The sequence below is a fragment of the Streptomyces cacaoi genome, from assembly GCF_006539165.1.
Classification (GTDB): domain Bacteria; phylum Actinomycetota; class Actinomycetes; order Streptomycetales; family Streptomycetaceae; genus Streptomyces; species Streptomyces cacaoi.
The window spans coordinates 414,177-436,632 of record NZ_BJMM01000002.1 but is presented as its reverse complement, the minus strand read 5'-3'; the positions used below and the strand labels follow the sequence as shown (position 1 = coordinate 436,632).

16 protein-coding genes are annotated in these 22,456 nt (G+C 72.1%); 12 read left to right on the top strand and 4 right to left on the bottom strand.

Annotation, left to right across the window (positions count from 1 at the left end):
- Positions 1 to 116: 116 nt before the first annotated feature.
- Both SCA03_RS02300 and SCA03_RS02295 read left to right on the top strand, forming a co-directional pair.
- On the top strand, positions 117 to 1,049 hold the full coding sequence (locus tag SCA03_RS02300; protein WP_086817496.1) for an NADP-dependent oxidoreductase: 933 nt from the start codon (positions 117 to 119) through the stop codon (positions 1,047 to 1,049).
- Positions 1,050 to 1,331: 282 nt separating this feature from the next.
- A complete protein-coding gene (locus SCA03_RS02295) occupies positions 1,332 to 2,282 on the top strand; it encodes an alpha/beta fold hydrolase (RefSeq protein ID WP_086817494.1) in 951 nt (316 codons plus the stop codon).
- Between the two features lie 138 nt (positions 2,283 to 2,420).
- On the opposite strand, the gene SCA03_RS02290 is transcribed toward SCA03_RS02295, so the two are convergent.
- The 4 genes from SCA03_RS02290 to SCA03_RS02275 all read right to left on the bottom strand — a co-directional run bounded on the left by SCA03_RS02290 (position 2,421) and on the right by SCA03_RS02275 (position 6,875).
- Positions 2,421 to 3,296, bottom strand: a complete 876-nt coding sequence (locus SCA03_RS02290; RefSeq protein ID WP_086817492.1) for an SDR family NAD(P)-dependent oxidoreductase — start codon at positions 3,294 to 3,296, stop codon at positions 2,421 to 2,423.
- A gap of 239 nt (positions 3,297 to 3,535) precedes the next feature.
- Positions 3,536 to 4,531 carry a hypothetical protein gene (locus SCA03_RS02285; protein ID WP_063767332.1) on the bottom strand — a complete coding sequence of 332 codons (996 nt, stop codon included), beginning with the start codon at positions 4,529 to 4,531 and terminating at the stop codon, positions 3,536 to 3,538.
- Positions 4,532 to 4,586: 55 nt separating this feature from the next.
- Entirely contained in the window at positions 4,587 to 5,552 is a 966-nt protein-coding gene (locus SCA03_RS02280; protein WP_086817491.1) for an alpha/beta hydrolase, read from the bottom strand.
- A 360-nt stretch (positions 5,553 to 5,912) separates the two neighbouring features.
- Positions 5,913 to 6,875 carry an alcohol dehydrogenase catalytic domain-containing protein gene (locus tag SCA03_RS02275; RefSeq protein ID WP_211293552.1) on the bottom strand — a complete coding sequence of 321 codons (963 nt, stop codon included), beginning with the start codon at positions 6,873 to 6,875 and terminating at the stop codon, positions 5,913 to 5,915.
- 517 nt (positions 6,876 to 7,392) lie between these two features.
- Here SCA03_RS02275 and SCA03_RS02270 point away from each other — a divergent pair.
- The 10 genes from SCA03_RS02270 (at position 7,393) to SCA03_RS02225 (ending at position 22,141) form a co-directional block, all read left to right on the top strand.
- Positions 7,393 to 8,178: an IclR family transcriptional regulator gene (locus SCA03_RS02270; RefSeq protein WP_086818146.1), complete on the top strand. Its 786-nt coding sequence runs from the start codon at positions 7,393 to 7,395 to the stop codon at positions 8,176 to 8,178.
- A 417-nt stretch (positions 8,179 to 8,595) separates the two neighbouring features.
- Positions 8,596 to 10,341, top strand: a complete 1,746-nt coding sequence (locus SCA03_RS02265; RefSeq protein WP_086814541.1) for a serine/threonine-protein kinase — start codon at positions 8,596 to 8,598, stop codon at positions 10,339 to 10,341.
- Positions 10,338 to 11,042, top strand: coding sequence for a hypothetical protein (locus SCA03_RS02260; protein ID WP_086814542.1), 705 nt, complete (start codon positions 10,338 to 10,340; stop codon positions 11,040 to 11,042). Before SCA03_RS02265 ends, SCA03_RS02260 begins: the two co-directional genes overlap by 4 nt.
- On the top strand, positions 11,039 to 12,073 hold the full coding sequence (locus SCA03_RS02255; protein ID WP_086814543.1) for a dipeptidase: 1,035 nt from the start codon (positions 11,039 to 11,041) through the stop codon (positions 12,071 to 12,073). The genes SCA03_RS02260 and SCA03_RS02255 overlap by 4 nt, the downstream gene beginning before the upstream one ends.
- A gap of 119 nt (positions 12,074 to 12,192) precedes the next feature.
- Positions 12,193 to 13,641 carry an MFS transporter gene (locus SCA03_RS02250; RefSeq protein WP_086814544.1) on the top strand — a complete coding sequence of 483 codons (1,449 nt, stop codon included), beginning with the start codon at positions 12,193 to 12,195 and terminating at the stop codon, positions 13,639 to 13,641.
- A 525-nt stretch (positions 13,642 to 14,166) separates the two neighbouring features.
- Positions 14,167 to 15,225 carry a GNAT family N-acetyltransferase gene (locus SCA03_RS02245; protein WP_230988441.1) on the top strand — a complete coding sequence of 353 codons (1,059 nt, stop codon included), beginning with the start codon at positions 14,167 to 14,169 and terminating at the stop codon, positions 15,223 to 15,225.
- A 229-nt stretch (positions 15,226 to 15,454) separates the two neighbouring features.
- On the top strand, positions 15,455 to 17,722 hold the full coding sequence (locus tag SCA03_RS02240; RefSeq protein ID WP_086814545.1) for a protein kinase domain-containing protein: 2,268 nt from the start codon (positions 15,455 to 15,457) through the stop codon (positions 17,720 to 17,722).
- Positions 17,723 to 18,990: 1,268 nt separating this feature from the next.
- A complete protein-coding gene (locus SCA03_RS02235; RefSeq protein WP_086814546.1) occupies positions 18,991 to 19,806 on the top strand; it encodes a tRNA-dependent cyclodipeptide synthase in 816 nt (271 codons plus the stop codon).
- A 56-nt stretch (positions 19,807 to 19,862) separates the two neighbouring features.
- On the top strand, positions 19,863 to 21,071 hold the full coding sequence (locus SCA03_RS02230; protein ID WP_141275172.1) for a cytochrome P450: 1,209 nt from the start codon (positions 19,863 to 19,865) through the stop codon (positions 21,069 to 21,071).
- 410 nt (positions 21,072 to 21,481) lie between these two features.
- A complete protein-coding gene (locus SCA03_RS02225) occupies positions 21,482 to 22,141 on the top strand; it encodes a response regulator (RefSeq protein WP_086814548.1) in 660 nt (219 codons plus the stop codon).
- The last annotated feature ends 315 nt before the right edge of the window (positions 22,142 to 22,456 follow it).

Genomic DNA, 22,456 nt, shown 5'->3' with positions numbered 1-22,456 from the left:
GTCCTCCACCGGCGTGTTCGGGCTGACGGGCCCGACCGTGCCGACCGGCCCGGCCGCGTGTGACCGCGGCGGCCGCACCTCCGCATCCCACCCACTGACCAGACAGCGAGGTACCCATGAAGGCCATCACAGTCGCGCAGTACGGCGGCGCGGACGACCTGGAGCTGACGGAGCGGCCGACACCGGCGGTCGCGCCCGGGGAGTTCCTCGTCCGGGTCAAGGCGGCCGGAGTGAACCCGGCCGACGAGAAGATCGCCATCGGCAATCTCGACGGCATCATGGTGACCCACTTTCCGCTCATCCCCGGCTTCGATGTGGCCGGCGTCGTCGAAGCCCGCGGTCTCGGCGCCACCGAGTTCGAGATCGGCGACGAGGTGATCGGCTTCGTCCTCAAGGACTGGGCGGAGCACGGTACTTACGCCGAACTGGTCTCTGCTCCGGCCCGGACGCTGGCACGCAAACCGGCGTCCTGGGACTGGCTGCATGCGGCATGTCTGCCGCTGACCGGGCTGACGGCGTACCAGGCCATCGAACGCATCGGCATCGGTGAGGGCGACACCGTCCTGATCCACGCAGCGGCCGGCGGGGTCGGAACGCTCGCCGTGCAGCTCGCCGTCGGCCGGGGCGCACACGTCATCGGCACCGCCGGCGCGCACAACCACGACCCTCTGCGGGCACTCGGCGCCACACCGACCACCTACGGGGAAGGACTGGCCGAGCGGGTGCGCGCGCTCGCACCGGAGGGCGTCGACGCGGCGCTCGACTTCTACGGCGGGGACGCGGTGGCCGTCTCGCAGAAGGTCTTGAAGGACCCCGCGCGGGTCGCCTCCGTGGCCGACCTCACCGCTCCCGAACAGGGCGGCCAACTGGTGTGGGCGCGCGCGAACGCCGCGGAGCTGACGGAGCTGGCCGCGCTCGCCGAGGCCGGGAAGCTGACCGTGCCCGTGCACCGTTCCTTCCCGCTGGAGCAGGCCGCCGACGCCTGGCGGCTGCTCCACGCGGACGGCCGCGCCCGCGGCCGGATCGTGCTGAACGTCGACGCCACCTGAGGCGGTCTCCGCCACGGACAAGTCCCTGGCGCACGCGTACGAGCCCTGGGCGCACGCGTACAAGTCCCGGGCGCGCACATGGACAAGGCCCCAGCGTGTGCGCGGAGTTGCGGGACATCGGGCTCCGTCCACCGGTTCCGGGCCGTCGAGGCCGACGCGTTCCGCCACGGGTCGGCTCCGCTCGCCTCACCGCGCCCGGACCCGTCGCCGGTGCAGCGGCGTGCAACCGTTCCCGCGATGACCGGCGGGGGCCCGGAACCTGTGACACACAAAGGAGTTCTCATGCCGAAGACGAGCAACGGTGTCCACTACGAGGAGCGCGGAAGCGGGCCGGAGACGATCGTTCTGCTGCCCGGGCTCGGATGCTCGCTCCGGTGCTGGTCCGAGGTGGCGCCCCTGCTGGACGGCTACCGTCTCGTTCTCATGGACCTGCCGGGCCACGCCGGGTCCCTGCACGCGCCTGCCGACGGTTCGAGCCTCGGCCGGATCGCCGGGACGGTGCTCGACGCCTGTGATCAGCTCGGCCTCGAACGCTTCGCCCTCGTCGGCCTCTCGTTCGGTGGGGCGCTCAGCGTGCGGATCGCTCTCGACCGGCCCGGCCGGGTGTCGGCCGTCATGGCGTTCATGCCGTGGAACGCGGGCGGTACCGAGGCGGGCGATCCCGTCATCGAAGAGTTCCACGCGTCCTTCCGTGACGTCGAAGCCGTCACGCGGGCCATCGGGGCCATGTCGCTGGAGCCGAGCAGGACGACCGACGTCGTGCACACCATGACGAGCGCGGTCACCGAGCAGTTCTGGCGCAGCTGGCTCGGGACGGGCGGCGGTGCTTACACGAGCATGTTCGAGGAGCTGTCCGGGATCGCCGTGCCGGTGTGCTACGTCCTCGGCGGCAGGGACACCGTCGCCCCGCAGGACAAGTTGATCGCCGACGTCCGTGCGATGCCCGGCGGCCGACTGGTCCTCCTGTCGGACGCGGGACATCTCGCCCCCTACGAGGCTCCCGAGCCGGTCGCCCGGGAGATCCGCGAGTTCCTCGGCCGCCACGCGAACAGGCCGTCGCCGGGCGCGGGCTCCACGCCCGGGTCCTCGCCCCCGCACGGCCGGGCCGGTAGCGACCTCCTCCGGTATCCGCCGTCCTCCATCGGTCTTCGCCGGTGTCCGTCGGTATCCGCCGGTCGCCGCCGGGACAACGGGCACGGCTGTGGTGCAGTGATGACGCCCGTGCCGGACTGACAGGTCCCGCGCGGCCGAAAGGCGGCAGGTCCCGGGAAGCCGAGGCCGTCCGGGACCTGCCGGAGCATCGGGCCGGAGCGCGCGAACGCGCCCCTCCCGTACGCTCTTTGGCCGGTACGCCGTACCCGGTGGCAGGGGCTAAGGGGAGACCGCGCCTTCGCCGTCCGCCATGGCGACCGCGACCGGGTCCGGACCGTGCCGGCCGTCGAACTCCGCATGGGCGCGCTCGATCTCCCGGTGCACCCGGGCCAGGAACGGCGCCCACTCACGATGGGTGACGATCAGGAACTCGCGCTGCTGGACTGCCTCGACGACCTGTTCGCCCACACGATCGGGGTCGGCTCCCCGCAGCAGCAGCGCGCTGTTCTCCTCGGCGACGGCGGTGTCCATCGCGCGTCCGAGCAGCTTCGCCTCGGCCGCGCCGGCGTTGAAGTTGATCGGGGTGGCGACCGCGCCGGGCACGAGCAGCGAGACGCCGACGTTCGTGCCCCGCAACTCTTCGCGCAGCCCCATCGACAGCCCGACGCCGGCGAACTTCGAGGAGGCGTAGGCGGCGACGCCCGCCATGGGCAGCAGACCGGCGACGGAAGCGGTGTTCAGGATGTGGCTGCGTCGGCCGCGGCTCTTGAACCGCGGCAGGAAGGCCGCCGCGGAGGCGAACTGCGCGTCGATGTTCACGCTGTGGACCCACCGCCACACCTGGAGCGGCGTCTGCTCGACCGTGCTCCCACCGTGCACACCGGCGACATTGCACAGCACCGAGATCGGTCCGAGGGCGTCCTCGGCACGGTCGGCCACGCTCTCCCACCGGCCTGTTTCGCTGATGTCGAAGGGGAGGGCCGCCACGGTGCCCCCTGCGTCCCGCAACGCCTTCTCGGCTCCCGCGAGCCGCGTTTCGTCGACGTCGACGAGCGCGACCTTCGCGCCGGCGGCCACGAGCGCCCGGGCGATCCCGAGTCCGATTCCGGATGCCGCGCCGGTGACGAGTGCGGCTTCCCCTGCCGGCCAGTCCATGGTCTTCTCCTCTTCCTCGTTGTCATCGCTGTCAGAGCTGTCGTCGCCGTCATCGCTGTCGGGGCAGTCATCGCTGTCAGGGCTGTCGTCGCTGCCAGCGGTGCGGGAACGTCGCTCGGCGTGCGGGGACGGTGGTCGCCGCACGCCGGTCACGGGTGAGCCGGTCCGTGGGTCCCGCGGTGGTCGTCGGCCGCCGGGCGGTGGGGCGGCGGGCCGCCCGCGTCCGCGTCGCGGGACGGCTACATCTGCTGGGAATGCCCCCGGTCGACCGGCCCGGTGAGGCGTAGCAGCAGGGCCGCCGCGATGTACCGCATGCGGCCGATGTTGCTGCGCGGGTCGTAGCCCAGGGTGTGGGTCAGCGCTTCGTGGCGTGCCTGCACGGTGGAGTGGTGCATGCCCAGTTCGGCGGCGGCGGAGCGGATGCTGTCGGCTTCCACCAGCGTGCGGAGTACGTCCGCCGAACGCGGATCGAGCCCGGCGAGAGCGCGGACGTCCTCGTGCGGGGTCCGTGGGTCGTACGCCTGGGCGAGCAGGAGCATCGCTCCCAGCTCGGACGCGTCGACGGCGGGTGTGTCGTCGTCCGTCAGCCGGAGCGCGACGATCGCCGCGTCCCAGGATTCGGGGGCCCGGTCGGCGCGCACCCACGTCCCGAAACCGACCGGTCCGGGAGGGGCGAGCTTGCCGAAGACGTCGAGGGTGGCGCGCAGCAGCCCGTACCGGGTCGGCGTGATCGCGGAGGGTGCGCCCAGCTCGGCGGTGTCCGCGGGGGTGGCCAGGATCCGCACCGGTGTCGACGGATCGAGCCGGTGCTTCGCGAGGAGCGTCACCCGCTCGGCGAGCGGACGGGCCGGATCGATGACCGCGTCGAAGCCGCTCACGGGACGACGGCGCCCCTCGATCAACTCGACGCCCAGCGCGAGGCGTTCCATGATCATCTCGTCGTTGGGTCCCGGTTCCCCGTCCCGCTCCAGCCACACCGTCCAGTCGCCGTGGGACATCTGTGCGGAGCGGCGGGCTCCGCCGGCCTCGGTGACCGATCGCCCGTCGGGGTCGCGGCGGCTCACACGGCCCCGGATCTCGGCGCCCGCGACCGTGCCGGAAAGGACCGCGGCGCCGCGCAGGAGCCCGTCGAGTCCGGCGCCCCGGGTGATGAGGACGTCGAAGTACGACACGATCCGCAGGCTCTCGCTCGCCTCCGGGTCGAGTGCGCTCAGCCGGCCGACCAAATGATGCAATTGCGCCCTTTCTTCCTTTTCGCAGTGTACCGAGCGCCGAGGGAGGGCCCCCGTCTCAGGACCCCAGGGTGCGGGCCACCCACGCGTTGCGCGTGGCGGTCATGGCGTGTGCGAGCGCGGTGTGGGGCGCGGTCAGGTCGAATCCGTGGAATCCGCCGGGCCAGATGTGCAGCTCGGCCTGGACGCCCGCGTGCCAGAGCGCGGTCGCGTAGGCGACGTCCTCGTCCCGGAAGACCTCGGCCGAGCCGCAGTCGATGAACGCGGGCGGCAGCCCCGCGAGGTCGCTCGCGCGGGCGGGCGCGGCGTGGACCGAGACGTCGTCGGTGCCGCGCCGCTCGCCCAGGAGCGCGGTCCAGCCCATGGCGTTGCTTCCGCGGTCCCAGACGCCGACGCCCTCGAACTGGGCCGAGGAGACCGTCCGGTCCCGGTCGTCGAGCATCGGGTACATGAGGACCTGGCCGATCAGGGCCGGTCCTTGCCGGTCGCGTGCCATCAGTGCGACGCCCGCGGCGAGACCGCCCCCGGCGCTCTGCCCGGCGATGAGCAGTCTGTCGGGGTCCATGCCCAGTTCCCGTGCGTGCTCGGCCGTCCAGAGCAGCCCGGCGTAGCAGTCCTCGACCGGGTACGGGTCGGGGTGTTCGGGAGCGAGCCGGTAGTCGACGGTGACCAGCACGGCGTCGTGCTCGACGACCCACGGCAGTGCCTGGGTCAGACCGGAGAACCGGTCGCCGGAGACCATGCCGCCGCCGTGCGTGTGGTAGATCCCGGGCCCGAGCCCCCGATGATCTCTCCGGGCCACCACCGAGACGGCGATCTCGTCCCCCAGGTAGCCCGGGATCGCGACATCGCGCCGGGTCAGGCCGGAGGCCTCCAGCATCTCGTCGGTGACCTCCGCCGGGGCCGCCTGCCGCATGCCGGGGATCATCTCCGCGGTCATGGTCGGCGGTATCCGGTCCCCGAGCACCGCGAGGACGGCCTCCAGCTCCGGATCGAACGGGGGACGCGGAACGATGAGGGACATCGTGGCTCCTTCCTCTGCGGTGTGCGGTCGCGGTGTGTCGGCGTGTGCGGTCGCGGTGTGTCGGGGTGTGCGGTCGCGGTGTGTCGGGGTGTGGTCGCGTCCGGTGTCACGGTGCGGAGCGATCGTCCGGTGTGGGCCGTCGCGTGCGGAACCGCCGGACGCCGCTGTCCGGGGCCGTGCCCTCCGCCGTTCGCGCGCCCGGCCCGAGGCGAGGGCGCAGGCCGGCACGGGCAGTCCCCGGGCTCGCCCGTACCGGAGCGTCCGGGCCGCTCAGCCGAGGCGCAGCAGCGTCTTCCCGCCGAGGCCGCGGCGCAGCGAGTGGAGGGCGTCGACGAGGCCCTCCAGCGGCAGCTCGCGCACTCAGCCGGTGGTGTCGTAGCAGCCCTCGGCCATGGCGGCGATGACCGCGTCGAACTCCTCGGGGCGGTAGCCGACCGCGCCCACGATCCCGGTCTCGCCCATCATGAGCCCGGTGGGCCGGAAGTCCATCGTGTGCTCGTGCAGCGCGGCGACCACCAAGCGACCGCCGGCCGCCAGACCGGCCAGGGCGGAGGAGACCGCGGCGCCCGCGCCGGCGGCGTCCACCGCGGCGTCCACACCGTCACCGTCGGTGAGCGAGGCGATGGCGCCCGCGAGGTCCTCGTTCACCGGGTCGACGTCCCGGGCGCCCAGCGCGGCCATGAGCGCGCGACGGTCCGCACTCGGCTCGGACACCAGCACGTTCTCCACCCCGCGTGCCCTGAAGGCGAACCAGGTGCCGATACCGATCGGCCCGGCCCCCGCCACGAGCGCGCTGCCGCCCGGTTCCACGCCGCTGCGCGCGGCGGCGTGCCAGCCCACCGCCATGGGCTCGACGAGCGCCCCCATCCGCAGATCCACACCGTCCGGCAGCACATGCACCTGGGACGCGTCGCAGACGGTGAACTCGGACAGGCCGCCGCCCTCGGCGTTCGAGCCGAGCGAGCCCATCAGCGGGCACGAGAAGGGCAGCCCCCGACGGCAGGCGGCGCACGTGCCGCAGGAGACCGCCAGCGGGAAGACGGCACAGCGGTCGCCCACCTGCACATCGGCCACGCCCTCACCGGTCTCGACGACGGTGCCGGAGAACTCGTGGCCGAGGATCTGCGGCAGCCTGGCCCCCGTCAGCGGGTGCGGCTCGTCCAGGGAGAACGGCAGCGACTCCGGAAAGAAGTAGAAGTGGAGATCGGAGCCGCAGATACCGGCGTAGGCGTTGCGCAGCTTCACCTGCCCCCGCCCCGGAACGGGTTCCGGCACCTCCTCGATACGGAGGTCCTCCTTGCCGTGGAACCGTGCTGCCTTCATCGTTCGACTCCTCACTTGCGAGGTCACCGCTCTCCGGTGACCGTCCTGCCGGCGCGACCCGTCGGGGCCGGCCCGGCCGCGCCGTCGAACGACGGCCGCGGGCAGGCCGGCATCGGGCTCCCTCGGGTCTGACGTGCGCTTCCGGGCACGCGGCGGCAATGCTCCGTCGCGGCACGGGCCGGTGGCACCGCCGAGCTGGGCAGATGTCGGAGCCTTCGTCCGCCATTCGCGCGCCGTACCGGTCGCCGGGCGGGCGGGTGGGACATGGGCGGCGCGTCACCGGCGAGGTGCGTCGGAGGTCGGCTTCGGCGTCGGCCGGGTGCCCCGTCTCGCCGGAGAGCGCCGGGGCCGGGCTCCCGACGCCTCCGGGCCGTACGCGGTGCTCAGTGCCCGCGGACCTCGGGTGTACGCCGCCGAGGAAAACGCGTATCAGGCGTCCCGGAAACAGCGCGCAACCCCTTGTGCAACTCCCGGCCGCTCCCTACAGTCCCGCCGTCTCTCAAGGAAAGACGGTGTCATGAATACTGTGACAAGCGCCGCGACGCCGCAGCGGACACGGTCGACCACCCCTCCCCTGGCCACCGTCGTGAAGGCACTGGCCCTGCTCGACTCGCTGGCCGACGCCACGGAGCCCGTCCGGGTCTCGTCCCTCGCCCGCGCCATGGGGACGTCACGGGCCGAGATCCACCGCCAGTTGGTCACCCTGGAGGCCGCCGGCTGGATGGAACAACTCCCGGACGGCGCCTACCGGTTGACCCTGCGCCCGGCTCATCTGGGACACGCCGCCCTGCGCCAAGCCGGCATCGGCGAGCGCACGGCTCCGCTGCTCGAACGGGCCGCGCGCCAGGCAGGCGAGGTCGTCAGCATCGCCGTGCTCGACACGGACACGGCGCGGGTCGTGCAGCGCGCCGACCCGGGCCGCTCGCTGCACGCCACCCTGCTCCTCGGCGACCGGCTGAGCCTGACCTCCAGCGCTTCGGGACGGCTGCTCGCTGCGCTGTGCCCGCAGGACGTCGTGGAGCCGCTGCGGGAACGGGGCGTCGCCCTGCCGGACGACGACGCGGTCGGCCTCATCAACGGCACCCGGTGGGCGACGTCCACCGACGACGACGAGGACGGCATCGCGGCGCTCGCCGTACCGCTGTGCCGTCACGGTGACGAAGTCGTCGCGGCCCTCAGCGTGCACGGGCCGCGTGAGCGCATCACGACGGCGGACGCGCTCGCCGTGCTGCGCCCCACCGCTCGCGAGGTCGAGCAGCTGCTCCGGCTCGACACCGACGGTGCGCTCGGTCTGTACGGCTGAACACACCGCCTTCCCGGCCCCACACCCGGTCTTCGCAGCCCTTCTCAGCCCTTCTCGGTCTTTCTCGGCCCTTCTCGACTCCCGGCTCACCCGCGCCTTCCCTCTCCGTCAGGCGCGCCGGGACCTCCCGCCGCATGTCAGCGCATACCGCGCCGTACCGGGCCGTATCGCGGCATGCCCGTCCACACACGATCAGGACCGCGTATGAACGCTCCCCTTTCCACCGCCGGCCCCGGCGGCTCCCCCGGCCCCGCCGATTCCCCGGTTTCCGCCGTTCCCGCAGCCGGCCCCGATTCCGCGGCTACCGCTGCCCCCACCGGACCTGTCGGTCGCACCCCGGACCGTCTCCTGCGGCCCGAGCGCCTCGCTCTGCTCCCGCCCACCCGGCTCAGCGCGAGCCGGGCCCTGGTCAACCGCATGATCGCGCAGCGGTGGCGCGTGGAGCTGCTGGAGTTCGCCGTCGACGCGGAGGCCCGCGGCCGGGCCCGCTACCGGGTCCGGACGCCGGGCGGGCCCCTCGACTTCGTCGCCTTCTCCTTCCGGCCGCGTCTGGAGGGGCGCACCAGCCGCATCGTCGGCACCGACTGGGACATGACGGGCGCCCTGTTCGACGGCACGGCGGACGAGCGCGACCTCGCCCACACCGAACGGGAGTTGCCGAAGCTGTACGAGGGCCGGGCCACCGCGCACACCCTGGTGTGGTGCCGCTCCAACCGCAGCCTGCGGCTGTTCGAGCACGTCGTCTCCAGCCTCGCGGAGGGGCGCCAGCCGGACGCCCGACGCCTCTGGGACGTCGGGTACCTGATGCGCAACACCGGCCTGGACGGCAACGGCACCTTCGGCACCCGCTCGTTCGCCGCACTGCCCGACAACCATCCCCTGGCCGCACCGCTGCACGCCCAGATGCTCGCCGCCTATCTGATGCGCGAGTTCGCCGCCGACCTCGTCGACCACCTCGCCCGGCACCGCAACCCCGCGGCCCCCGCGCTGGCCCCGGGCCTACGGCGGCGCCTGGGGCTCGGCAACGCCTCCGCTCTCGGGCTCGTCTTCTTCGCCAACAACCATCCCCGGCTCGTCGACCGCTGGCTCGCCCTGCGCGAGCGGGCTCTCGCGCAGGCCCTGCACGCGCGGCGCGGTGCCCCGCACCTGGCGGCCGTACGCGCGCTGATCGAGCGCACCGCGCGCTTCCACGAGCAGGACCCCACCGTCTACGACCGGTTCGAGGCACCGGACGCGCTCGTCCGCTCCCTGCACCGGGCGCTGACGTCGCTCGACGCGCTGCCACGGCCGGACGACGCGGACGCGCTGCCCCGCCTGTGGGCGCTGTGGAACACGGAGTTGGACGAGCGTGCCGTCGAGGCCCTCGCCGGTGTGCTCATCGACAGCGTGCCCGACCTCACCGATCCGCTGGTGGAGCGGCAGCGGGTCGACGAGACGCTCACCGGCGAACCCCGGCAGACCACCGGTGCCCTCCTGGAACACCTGGACGACGCCTACCGCTGGGCGCTCGATATGGATCTGACCGCGCCCGGTGCGCTGCGCCACATCTGGTACAAGTCCCGGGCTGCGGAGGAGCCCCGGCGCGGACCACGCGAGGAGGTCGCCGAGGGGCTCGACTGGCAGCTCAACGTGCCGCGTTCGGTGCAGGCCCTCCACCGGGACCTGAAGGCCGCCGACCCTTGCGAGACCACGGGAGCCTTCTGTGTACGCCACCCCGAGCACCGGGACACGGTCGTACGGGTGCAGGGGCTCGCCGACTGCGCCCTGCACAGCCCGCACATGAACATCGCCGACGACGCGTTCGTGCCCGCGACCCTCGTACGGTTCCTCAACTCCGCCGTACACGGCCTGGACAAGACCGCCGATTCGGCCGGGCGGAACGTCCTCGGGCTCCTGTTCCACGGCGCACCGACGCGCCACACCGTCCATACGCACGACCGCGACGGCTGCGACGACGGCGACGGCAGCTCCAACAGCTCCAACAGCTCCAACAGCTCCAACAGCTCCGACTGGACGCTTCCCGTGCGCCCGGCCTTCCCGGACGCCCCCGCCTCCGGTCCCGCCACCATCACCGCCGCCGAAGCCACGGCCCACGAAGCACCGGCCGTCGAGACCTCCCCCGCCGAGGTCTGCCCCGCCGCTCACACCGAGGAGGACGAGTGACCCGCTCCCCCACACGCCCCGCGCCCACCGATCTACGGGTGTCGGTCCGCGAACTGCGCCTGATGACCGGCCGCGTGCTGCTGACCACCGCGATCCCGTTCGGCACCGTCGCCGCGACCCGCGACATCGTGGTCGGCGCCGAGACGCACGGCCTCGACGGCCTGGCCGGTCTGCTGGACGCGCTGCCCGCCCTGCGCGCCCGGCATCTGCGGCCGGAACTGCGCGGCGCCACCGCCCTGTTCCCCGCCCCGGAGTCGCAGCCCGCGCTCGCCACGGCCGCGGACCTCCTCGACCTCGCCGTCGCCGGCGCCCACGCCGACGGCTCCGCCTCCTTCGCCGCCCCCGGCGACGACTGGGCCGTGCGCGCCCTGCCCCCGCGGGCCCGCCGCCACGGCGTCGAACTGACCCTCACCCGGACGACGGTCACCGCCGAAGCCTCCGCCGACGGACCGCGCCCCGGGCCCGACGCCGCCGAGCTGCGCGCCCTGACCTACGGAGTGGCGGTCCCGACCGCGCTGTGGCGACGCGTCGTCGCCGAGGCCGAGACGGCGCTGACCCCGGACAGCGCCCTCTCACGCACCCACGCCGGTGACTCCGTGTTCGGCCCGGACGGCGAGATCCTCGCCGAGGTCGGGGAGGACGAACCGGTGGAGGCCGAACCGGTGGAGGGCGAGGACGAGCCGGTGGAGGTCGCCCCGTGACCGCCACCACCGCCGCCACCGCCGCCCGGACGACGGACACACCGCTCGTCATCGACGGGCTCCAGTGCGGACCCTACGACCGCGACGTCTTCCAGCAGTTGCGCGCGGGCCGCGTGACCTGCGCGACGGCCACCGTCGCGTTCTGGGAGGACGCGATCGAAACCATGGACGCGCTGGCCGCCTGGAACGACCTCCTCGACGCCAACGCCGATCTGGTCCTGCCGGCGCGGACCGTCGGCGACATCGAGCGGGCGCACGAGACGGGCCGGACCGCCATCCTCCTGGGGGCACAGAACGCCAGCCCGCTCCAGGGCCGGCTCGGCTTCGTCCGCCACTTCCACGCCATGGGGCTGCGCGTCATGCAGCTGACGTACAACAACAACACCGAGTTCGGGGGTTCCTGCTACGAGGAGACCGACCCCGGTCTCACCCGCTTCGGCCGCGAAGTGGTGCGCGAGATGAACGCGGTCGGCATGCTCGTCGACCTCTCGCACTCCGGCGAACGCACCCGGCGGGACGCCATCGAGCACTCGGCGCTCCCGGTGGTCCTCACCCACGCCAACCCCCGTTCCCTCTACGACCATCCGCGCAACGCCGACGACGCCACGCTCAAGGCGCTCGCCGCACGGGACGGAGTCGTGGGCCTCGCCACGTACGGCTCCCTCTGCGGACGCTACGCGCGCACCCTGGACGACTGGTGCGCGATGGTGGCACGCACCGTCGAGCTGGTCGGTGTGCGGCACGTCGCCATCGGCACGGACCTGAGCCCCAAGGCCGGGGCGGCCGAGTTCGCGTGGATGCGCAAGGGCCGCTGGACACGCAGCGAGCAGCGCGGCGCCGACCTGGGCTCGCCTCCCGCCAGCGCGACCGGGACCGGCGAGTGGCTGGCCGACGCCTCCGGTCTCGCCCGGGTCGCCGACGGGCTCGTCGCGACCGGTTTCACCCGCGACGAGGCGCACGCGGTGGTCGGCGGCAACTGGCTGCGCCTCTACGCCTCCGTCCTCAAGACCGGGGACGGCGACGGCAGTTGAACCGCGTGGCCGGGCGGTCCGCGGCAACGGGCCGCCCGGCCCTCCACCCGCCCACCGACGGGCGGCCCTTGCTCCACGGCATCGGGCGGGCCGCCCTCCCAGCGAAAGGCCGACGGGCCATGACATCTGAGCAGACCGCGAACATGCCGCGCAAACCGGCGCAGGAGCCGGACCCCGGCGCGGCGCCACCACCGGACGGAAGGGACGCACGCGCCGCCCGGCTCACCGCCCGTATCGACCGGCTTCCCATGACATGGGTGCAGGGCCGCATCCTCACTCAGGGCGGCCTCAGCACCACCCTGGACGGGCTCGACCTGGGCATCATGTCCTTCCTGCTGCCGCTGATCACCACGGCGTTCGCGCTCAGCGGCAGTGAGCAGGGCATGATCGCAAGCGCGACGCTCGCCGGGGCGCTCGTCGGCGACCTGTCGCTGGCGCTCCTCGGGAACCGGGTGGGCCGCAAGCCCCTGCTGCTGTGGTCTCTCGTCCTCTACAGCGGCTGCACGCTGCTGTCGGCCGCCGCCCCGGACTACGGGCTCCTGCTGGTCCTGCGCTTCCTCGCGGGGGTGGGCGTGGGCGTGAACGTCAACATCGTGATCCCGTACCTGGCCGAGTTCGCGCCGCGCGCCAAGCGCGCCGCCTATGTCGGCTCCCTCGCCGGCTTCTTCGGCCTGGGGTACGTACTGGCCGCGCTGGTGGGCACGTTCGTGGTCGCCCGGTTCGACCACGGCTGGCGCTGGGGGCTGGTCGTCGTCGGCCTGCCCGTGATCCTCGCCCTGTGGTGGCGGCGCCGACTGCCCGAGTCACCGCGCTACTTGCTGCTCAAGGGACGCGACGACGAGGCGGAGGCCGTGGTCACCGTGCTGGAGGACGCGGTACGCGCACGCACCGGCGCGCCACTGCCCGCGCCCGAACCGCCGGAGGCCGCCGGGCGCGACGAGGACCTCGGCGCGGCCGCCCAGTTCGCCGGGCTGTGGCGCGGCCCCTGTCTGCGGCAGACCGTCGTGGTGTGGAGCATGTTCTTCGTCGCCAGCTTCGCGTACTACGGGTTCCTGACGTTCCTGCCCAGCATGCTGCTCGACCGGGGCATGAGCATCACCGACAGCTTCGGCTACGCACTGATGGTCGAGATCGCCCAGGTGCTCGGCTACTACCCGGCCGCACGGCTCGCCGACCGGACGGACCGCAAGTGGTCCATCGTGTCCTGTCTGGCCGCGTCGACGCTGTGCGCCTACCTCGTCTCCCAGGCACAGACCGATCTGTCGGTCCTCGTCCTCAGCCTGCTCCTCGGTTTCTTCCTCAACGGCCTCTACGCTCCGCTGTACACATATCTGCCGGAGGTCTATCCGACCCAGCTGCGGTCCATGGCCGCCGCCACATCGGACGCGTTCAGCCGGATCGGCGGCATCGTCGCACCCCTGCTCATCGGCACGATGTACACCTCCCTCCGGTTCACCGGCGTCTTCAGCCTCATCTGCCTGGTCCTCGCCGCCGGTTGCGTCCTCACCCTCACACTGTCCACCGCGACGAAGGGGCGCTCCCTGGAGACCCTGACGCGGGGTTCCTGACGGGCGGGGCGGGCGCCGGCGCCTCTACGGGTCTTCCGCGCCTTCGCCGCGAGGTGCCCGAGGGCGACGAGCGGGGCCGGCTGGCGGTGTTGACCGACGAGGGCCTCGCGCGGGCCGGCCCCCGCCTATGCGCGCAGCGTGCGCGAGAGCGTCCTGGCCCGCTGACCGACGCCTTCCCCGCCCGCCGTCCGCCCACCGTGCTGGGCGTCAACGTCACCGTCGCGGCGAGGGCGCAGGTCCTCGGCCCGGCTCTCGGCGGCGCCCGACGGCACCCACCCGGCACCGGACCGACGCCGTCGCCTGCCCCGAACCTGTTCCTCCGCGACGCGGACCTCACCGACCCGCCGGCACTGCTCGACGTCCACGAGGCCGCCCGGCCCGCCGAGCCGCCCCCGGCCCTCTTCGAACGGGCCTCCACAGAGAAGGGAACGACCCCGGAGGTCGGCGCGAACACCTCCAATTCCCCGCCGCCCGGGGTACGTTGGGCTCGCCGAAGTACGCGAGTGCGCGGAAGGGGGAAGGGGGATGGTCGATGCTCCGTTGGACGAACAGGTCGAGATCGTACGAGCGGGCGAGGAGCATCTTCAGCAGATCGTCCGGCTCGCCGAGTCGCGGAATCTGAGCACGACCGACAGGACGGATACGGGAGCGACGGAGAGCGGCTTTCTGGTGTCCGCGTACACCGAGGCCGACTACCGTGCACGGCTGGGGACAGCCGAGCAGTTCTACGTGGCGGTCAAGGGCGGAGAAGTGCTCGCGTTCCTGCTCGCCTACACCTCCGACCAGCTGGAGCCGGACGAGTGGCTGAACCACCGGATCAAGATCACGCTGGGTGGCTTCCTCGTGATCAAGCAGGTCTGCGTGGCACGGGGAGCCGCGCGCCTCGGGATCGGTTCCATGCTCTACTACCGCGTGCTGGAACACTGGCAGGAAAGCCCCGTCATCGCGGCCGTCGTCAACGACCCGCCCAACGAAGCGTCCTCCCGCTTCCACCACAAACTCGGCTTCCAGGAACTGACCCAACTGACGCCGCCGGACGGCAGACAGCGGGTCGTGTGGGTATGGCGCAAGCCGCGAGAGGCGATGCTGCAAGTCCAGTACGCGATCGCCGTGGACCTCTACAAACACGAGGACAACACCAACTGGCAGAAGCTGAACAACTTCTTCTACATCACTGCCGGCCTCGCCGCCGCCACCGCGTTCGCACTCGGCAAGGAGGGCGCGGGCGGGGGGCACTCCGGGAGAAGCCCTGGCCTCGATCATCGCGATCATCGGCTTCGGGGTTTCGGTGGCCTTCTCCCAGATGCTGCGCTTCGGACGGCGGTATCTGCTCGCACGCAAGAGCGCGGTGACCGACCTCGAAGAGGACATGGCCTGGCACGGCGGCCAGCGGATAGTGTCCTGGCGCGCCACGGACCCCGGCGGCACCTATCTGAAGATCTCGCCAACCGGGACGATCATGGTCCTGCTGCCGCTCCTCGTCGGCCTGTGCTGGCTCGCGGTCTTCGGCGTGCTGATGGGCAACTGAGGGCGTGTGCCCTGCGGTGCGGTGAACGTCATCGAGTGCTGAGCAACGGCCTCTGACCAGGTGACTCACCTCATGCCGCGCTGACACCGGCCTACCCTTCCGTACGACGGACCGCCCCCCCCCGGCCGGCGGACGGGGAGTTGTCCGTTTCGCCGGCCTGGGAAGACCGAGGGCGACAGTCACGGGGAATGCGTGATCGATACAGTGTGCGCGCCAGCTCTCGCCCGCCGGGCCAGGGGGGTCTCAACCCCCTCTCGACTGCGGGGAGTTGAGAAGGGTACGGGTGTGGAGACGTTCAAGCCGACAACCCCGGAGGATCCGAAGCAGGTGGGTCCCTACCGGATTCTGGCGCGCTTGGGTGCGGGTGGGATGGGCAGCGTCTATCTGGGGCGCTCTCGGAGCGGACGCGTCGCTGCCGTGAAGGTGGTGCGTCCGGAGTTGGCCGACGACCCGGAGTTCCGACGCCGCTTCGAGCGGGAAGCCGCCGCGTCGCAGCAGGTGAACGGCGCCTACACCGCCGCGGTGGTCGATGCCGATCCGACGGCGCGGACACCGTGGCTGGCGACCGCGTTCGTACGTGGCACACCGCTCACCGAGGCCGTCGCCGCTCACGGGGCCTGGCCGGAGAGGTCGGTTGTCGCGCTCGGTGCCGGGCTGGCTGAAGCCCTGCATGCCATCCACCTCGCGGGTGTGGTGCACCGGGATCTGAAACCGTCGAACATCCTCCTCGCCCCGGACGGGCCCCGGGTGATCGACTTCGGGATCTCGGTGATGGGCGACGCCACGGCGCTCACCCAGTCCGGGGTGATCCTGGGCTCGGCCGGTTTCATGTCTCCGGAGCAGGTCCTCGGCCAACGGATCGGCCCGGCCAGCGACATCTTCGCCCTGGGAGCGGTCCTCACCTTCGCCGCCACGGCCGTCGGCCCGTTCGGGACCGGGACACTGCCCGTGCTCTGCTTCCGGACCGCCTATGAGGCCCCCGACCTCAGCCGCCTGCCGCGGTCCTTGGCGGAAGTGGTGTCCCGCTGTCTCTCGAAGGACGAGAGGCAGCGCCCCACCGCCGCCGCCCTGCTGGACCAGCTCGCTCAGGACGCCGGAGGCAGCGACGACATCGCCTCCGTCCTGGCGGGGAACGACTGGGTGCCGGCGCCCGTCGCCGCGACGATCGCCGCTCTCCCGGAGGTTCCGCACGTTCCGCTTCCGTCGCTGTCCGAGGAGGAGACCCGTACCGGGGCCCCGGGAGCCGGGCCGGCGGCCTCCTCCGACGGCTCGCTCCCCGCCTCGGCACAGGGGAACTCTCCGAAGGAATCAACGGGGCGGGGTACTCCCACCCGCAGGTGGCTGCTGTTGAGCGGCGGTGCCGCCGTTGCCGGCGCTCTCGGTATCACCGGTTGGCAGTTGCGCGACAACGGAGGATCCACTGCGGGCGACCGGTCGGGCGGTCTCGGATCGACCGAGAGCCGCTGGATGCGGAAGATCCGCGGCGGCGACAACAGCGACCCCGAACTCCTGCCTCCCGACAAGCTCTTGTATACGGATGACTCTCGTCTGGTTGCCGTGAGGACGACTGACGGGAAACGCGAGTGGGCATACAGAATCGATAACACTTCGGAATTCATGGGCGGCACCGGAAAGTTCGCCTACATGGCCATGCCCAACAGGATCGAAGCTGTTGACGTATCCAAGGGAAGGAAGGCTTGGGGCCGTTTTTTCCCTATGGTCACGGATTCATCCGATCCACTCGTGACGGAATTCGATAACGACGTGGTCTGCCTTGCCGGAGAAGGCAACCTCTTCCTTCTGTCAGCCTCCACCGGTGAAAGCATAAAGGAGAGGAAGATCGGGGGCGACGAGGCGGGAGCCACAGTGGATCTGGTGCTGAACAGCGGAACCGTTTACGTGCGCACCGAGCAGATTCTCCACACCATGGACTCCCGCACCGGCAAGGAGAGATGGCGACGCTCCCTCACTGATCTTTCCAGTACGCCCGTCATCGCCGATGGGAAGCTGTTCATCGTCATCGGAAATCGACTGTACGCCCTGGGGACGCGAACCGGGGGCGAGCACTGGAACGTCATCGCGGGGCGCGGAGCATCCGCAGCGGGGGATGTCCGGGACTTCGATCTGGCGGTTGCGGGCGGCCTTGCTTGTGTGATGACGGAACAAGAACTGCAAGCGTTCGACGCGAACACAGGCCGTAAGAAATGGAACCTCCGTCTCCCCTACCCTGACGGTGTAGCAGTCCATTACATCCCGCAATTCGGGATGATGCTGATCAGCAGTCCCGCGGACATCAGGGCAGTGGACCCGAAGAGCGGCAAGGTGACATGGACGTTCAAAATGGCCGTCGAGGTGGGCTCGTCGCGTGCCAGAACCGTCGACGGGGTGACCTACATCGGCGGTGACTCCGTCATGCATGCACTGGACACCAAAAGCGGCGAAAAGAAGTGGGAATTCACCGCTGACGGGAAACGCCCTGTCAGTACACCCGTCGCGTCCAGGGGGACCGTCTACTTCCGCTCCGACACGGCTCTGTACGCGGTCGAGGGGTAGCAGACCGGACCGGGCCCGCCCCTGGAACGCACGAGGCCCGCTCCAGTGCGGGCCCGTGTCCGGGGAAGACCGCCCCTGCCGCCGTCCCGGGCACACACAGCAGCGTGGGCCCGGCAGTTGCCGCGCAGCCGCCCGGCCCGGAGATGCCCCGCCCGTCGCTCCTCCGGATCGGTTGCCGACTGATGAACAGCAGGGGTCATTTCACCAGGCACCCGGGTTTTCGCAGGCTGAACCGCGCCCGCACCCGGTCCGGATCCACCGCCGACATCGCAGCGGCCTCTCACGGGATTCGGACGTCTTCCGCCGACCGTCGCGCGGCCGGGAAGTGACGGGCACGGCAGCGAACCGACGAGCCGCGGCCAACGGCCGTCCGGCACAAGCCCGCTGCTGCCGAGCCGAACGCGAGGGCGGCAGCGCGGCCGGTGGGTCCGGTGGGGCGGCCGGAAAGGGGCGGCCGAGCAGCCGCAGCGGCCGCCTCGACAATGACTCGATTCTGCTCAACCCCTCTCCGGCAGAAAGGAAAACGGCTCGGAGCGAGGAAAGTTGCCGGATACTCGAATTCGCGCACACCGAACCAACCGAGCCTGCGTACAGGCACGTTGAGAGGATTTCCGTGACGCTTGCCCGAGCTGCCGCCCCCGATCGCCGTCCCGTACGGGGCCTCGGCTCCCGGACAGCCACGCCGCGCGCCCGGCTGCCGATCCCCCGATGAACCCGGGCCCTGTCCCGGCCACCATGATTCGACCGACCGACGCGGTCTCCCGGCAGGGCCGAGGGCCTCGCCCCGGTGACCGGCCTCTGCCGAGCAGCGCGTAAGGACTGATGGACGGCCCGCCCTCCCACCGGTCCGCCGGTACGTGGACGGCGCGCAGCGCGCCCTGAAGCCGCTGGAGGAGGACGGCTTCCGCGCCCCGGCGGCGTCCGCGACACCGCGGTCCGCGGTCCGCAGTACCCGACGAGGCCCAACAGGTCACGGCCCGCGCCGCAGCAGCACGGGGAGGCCGCAACGGCACGTGGAAACCGTCGAGTTGCTCCACGGTGCGCGCCGACGCGGGGCGCACGCCGTCGAGAAGGCTGCCGCCGCTGTGGCGGCTCCGCAGGGGTGAGTCTCCGCGATCCGGGCCGATCCGGCGGTCCGCCCAGCACCTCCGTTCGCCGTCCCCCACGTCACGGGCGGCGCGGTCACGTACGTCCACAACCGAGCAGAGCCCCATTCGCACACATCCGAAGGGTCCCCTGTGCCGCATTCCTTCACGACGACCACCCCCATGGCCACACACGCCTCCGCACCCGCACCCGCACCCGCACCCGCACCCGCAGCCGCACAGCCACCATCGGCCGGCAGCCACACCCCGCTGCCGTACACGCCCAACTGCCGTCGGATCCTGCAAGACGCCGATCACCTGTTGATCGGGGTGAGCCCGGGCAACGGCTACTTCGGCATTCCCACCCTCACCCGGATGTTCCGCTGGGCGCATGCCACCTTCGGACGGGTGGACGTCATCGTCCCCGACCGCTCCCTGGCGTCCAACTACCGTGCCCAGGGCTACCCGGAGCAGGCGGCGCGCAAGAAGGCGCGGACCGAAGTGTCCTGTGTCCCCAGGCGTGTCCGCCGCGCGTGGGAGCGCGGCGAGATCCCCGAGGAACACCGGCGCGCCCATCTGCTGTCCGACCTCGCGCGGTCCGATGCCTACGAGCAACTGCATCTGCGCGTCCGGAACGCGCTGACCATGGACGGACGGATCCGCGCCCTCTGCCGGAGCCTGTCCGCCCGCGCCGTCCCCGTGGCGGCAGCCGCATCCGGGACCCCGGGCGACCCCGGAACCGCAACCGGGTCCGCCGAGGACGGCGGCGCGGAACCGGGGGGCACGGGCGGCGACGCCACTGCCCTGGCCCTGGAGTACCTCATCGACGAACTGCCCTTCTTCATCGATACACCGAGCATCCTCGGTGTCCCCTCGTCACTGGCCTGCTACCACGCGCCGGTGGGGTTCGCCGATCTGCTCTACACCGAGGACGGTCCCCTGCACGCCGCAGCGAACCAGGGCTTCGTCCTCCTCAAGGACCACGTGACGCAGCAGTGATCCGACCGCAGCCGCACCGGTCCCCCGTGGACCCGTACACGAAGGAGTGCCGCACCGTGACCACCGCACCGGTCCCCCTCACCTTCCCCTTCCACGACTGGAGTCAGGAGCTGTCACCGCACCACGACCGGCTGCGCGAAGCCGACGCACCGGTCTGCCCCGTCGTCTCCGAGTACACCGGAGACCGGCTGTGGCTCGTCACCCGGTACGCCACCGCGAAGCGGCTGTTGGAGGACCGGCGGTTCAGCTCGACCGCCGCGATGGCACCCGGCGCTCCCCGTCAGGAGCCGGTGGAGCTGCGCGCTCCCGGCACCACCGGAGACGGAGTGTCCGTGCTGCGCGAGGCGGGTCTGCGCACGGTCTTCACCGAGGGCCTCGGGCCGCGCGCGGCCAGGCGCCACGGGAAGTGGCTCCGCGACCGGGCCGATACGCTGCTGCGCGACCTCGCCGAGTGCGAAGGCCCCGTCGACCTCGCGGCGGACTTCGCACAGCCGCTGGCGGTGGCGATGACGTCCCGTGTCCTGCTCGGCGAACTCAGCACCGAGGAGGCCGCGCTGCTCCGTGACCGGACCGACCTTGCGCTCCAGTTCTGCGGCGCCACCGCCGAGGAGCAGCGCGGGGGCCTCATCGACATCCACCGGTTCTTCACCGCCCACGCCCGCCGACTGGCCGACGGCCCCGGCGACCACCTCCTGAAGCGGCTCGCCGAAGCCCCGGCCGAAAACGGTCCGCTCGGCGACGCCGCGCTGTCCGAGATCGCCGCACTGCTGCTGATCGCCGGATTCCCCACGTCCTCGGGGTTCCTGTGCGGCGCCCTGATCACCCTGCTGCGGCACCCGGAAGCCGTCGGCCGGCTGCACCGGGATCCGGAGCTGATTCCGGACGCCGTCGAGGAACTCCTGCGTCACACACCGTTGTCGACCGGGGCGGCCAAGCGGATGGCCACCGAGGACGCGGACATCGACGGCGTGCGGATCCGGCGGGGAGAGGTGGCGATGGTCTCGCTGGAGGCCGCCAACCACGACCCGGACGCCTTCGACGACCCCGACAGCTTCCGCCCGGAGCGGCAGGGCCCGGGCCACCTCGGCTTCGGTCACGGCCCGAACTTCTGCCCCGGCAACCGGCTGGCCCGCTGTCTGATCGACGCGATGGTACGCGCGGTGGCCCGCCGGCCCGGACTCCACCTGACGGTGGGCCCCGAGGAGATCCGCTGGCACGAGGGCCTCTTCTTCCGCCGCCCGAAGGCGATCCCCGCTTCCTGGTGACACACGGGCGCCGACCCGTCGTACGTGCCCGTCCGGCACCGTCGAGTCCTCCCCCTCGGCGTGAAGGATGTGAGGTTTCCACACGGGGGAACTCCCCTTCGTGGCGCCGTCGGTGACGTGCTGCCGCTCTCGGCCGGGCACAAAGACGCGACGCCGCGGACGATCCACGAGCCACTCGATCCCGCCGACGGGCAGGTACGGGCGCGGCAGGCTGTACCCGCGCCTGACCGGCGAGGCGCCTCTCCGCGGCAGGCCGGACGAGCGGGGCCGTTCCGGTCAAGGGGCCGCGGTGCGGCGGCACTTCGGGCCGTGGCCTGCCGCGTCACGCATGCCGGGCGTGTTCTATCGTCACCGTCGGAAGACGCGGAACAGCCGGACCGCCACCGGCCGACAACAGGGGTGAGCCTGCCATGCGGGTTGTGATAGCCGAGGACGACCCGCTGCTGCGGGAGGGACTCGCGCTGCTGCTGCGCGCGGAATCGCTCGACATCGTGGCCACGGCGGGCACGCCGGACGCGTTCCTCTCGGCGGTCAAGGCGCACGAGCCGGACGTGGCCATCGTGGACGTACGCATGCCGCCCACGCACACCGACGAGGGCATCGCCGCCGCGGTGGAGGCCAGGCGCAGCATGCCGGGCCTGGCGGTGCTCGTGCTCTCCGCCTACGTCGAACGGTCCTTCGCCACCGAGCTGCTGGCCGAGGGAAGCGCCCGGCTCGGCTACCTCCTCAAGGAACGGGTCGGCCGCGTCGAGGAGTTCATGACGGCGCTGCACCGGGTGGCGGAGGGCGGCACCGCCATCGACCCGGAAGTCGTCGCGCAACTCTTCGCCCGCAGGCTGCCCGACGCTTCCCTCGAACGCCTCAGCCCGCGCGAGTACGGCGTGCTCGGCCTGATGGCGGAAGGGCTGGGCAACAAGGCCATCGCCGAACGGCTCGTCGTCACCGAGGGCGCCGTCCACAAGCACATCCGGAACATCTTCGCCAAGCTCGGCCTGGCTCCCACCGACCGCACGGACCGCCGTGTGGCGGCCGTACTGCGCTACCTGGAGGACGCGGAGCACCGCGCCTGACCGGGGAGCCGGTCGACGGGCCCGGCCGACGGGTGCGCCCGGGTTGCCGGACGAGGTGTTCCTGCCGCCACAGGGCAGCGGGCACCGCCGCGCAGGCCGCGGTCGTCGGTCCACGGGCGCAGTGCGCACTGGGCACCGTGGCCGCACCTGACGCCGCGGAACGAGCCGTCGTGCCCGGGACCGGCGCCATCCACAGCGCCGGGCGCAACGCCCCGAACGGCCGGGAACACGCGGCCGGGAACACGCGGCCGGGAACGCGCGGCCGTGTCGCCGCGCGGATCGGCTGCCGGCACCGCTGCTCCGTCCAGGGTCAGG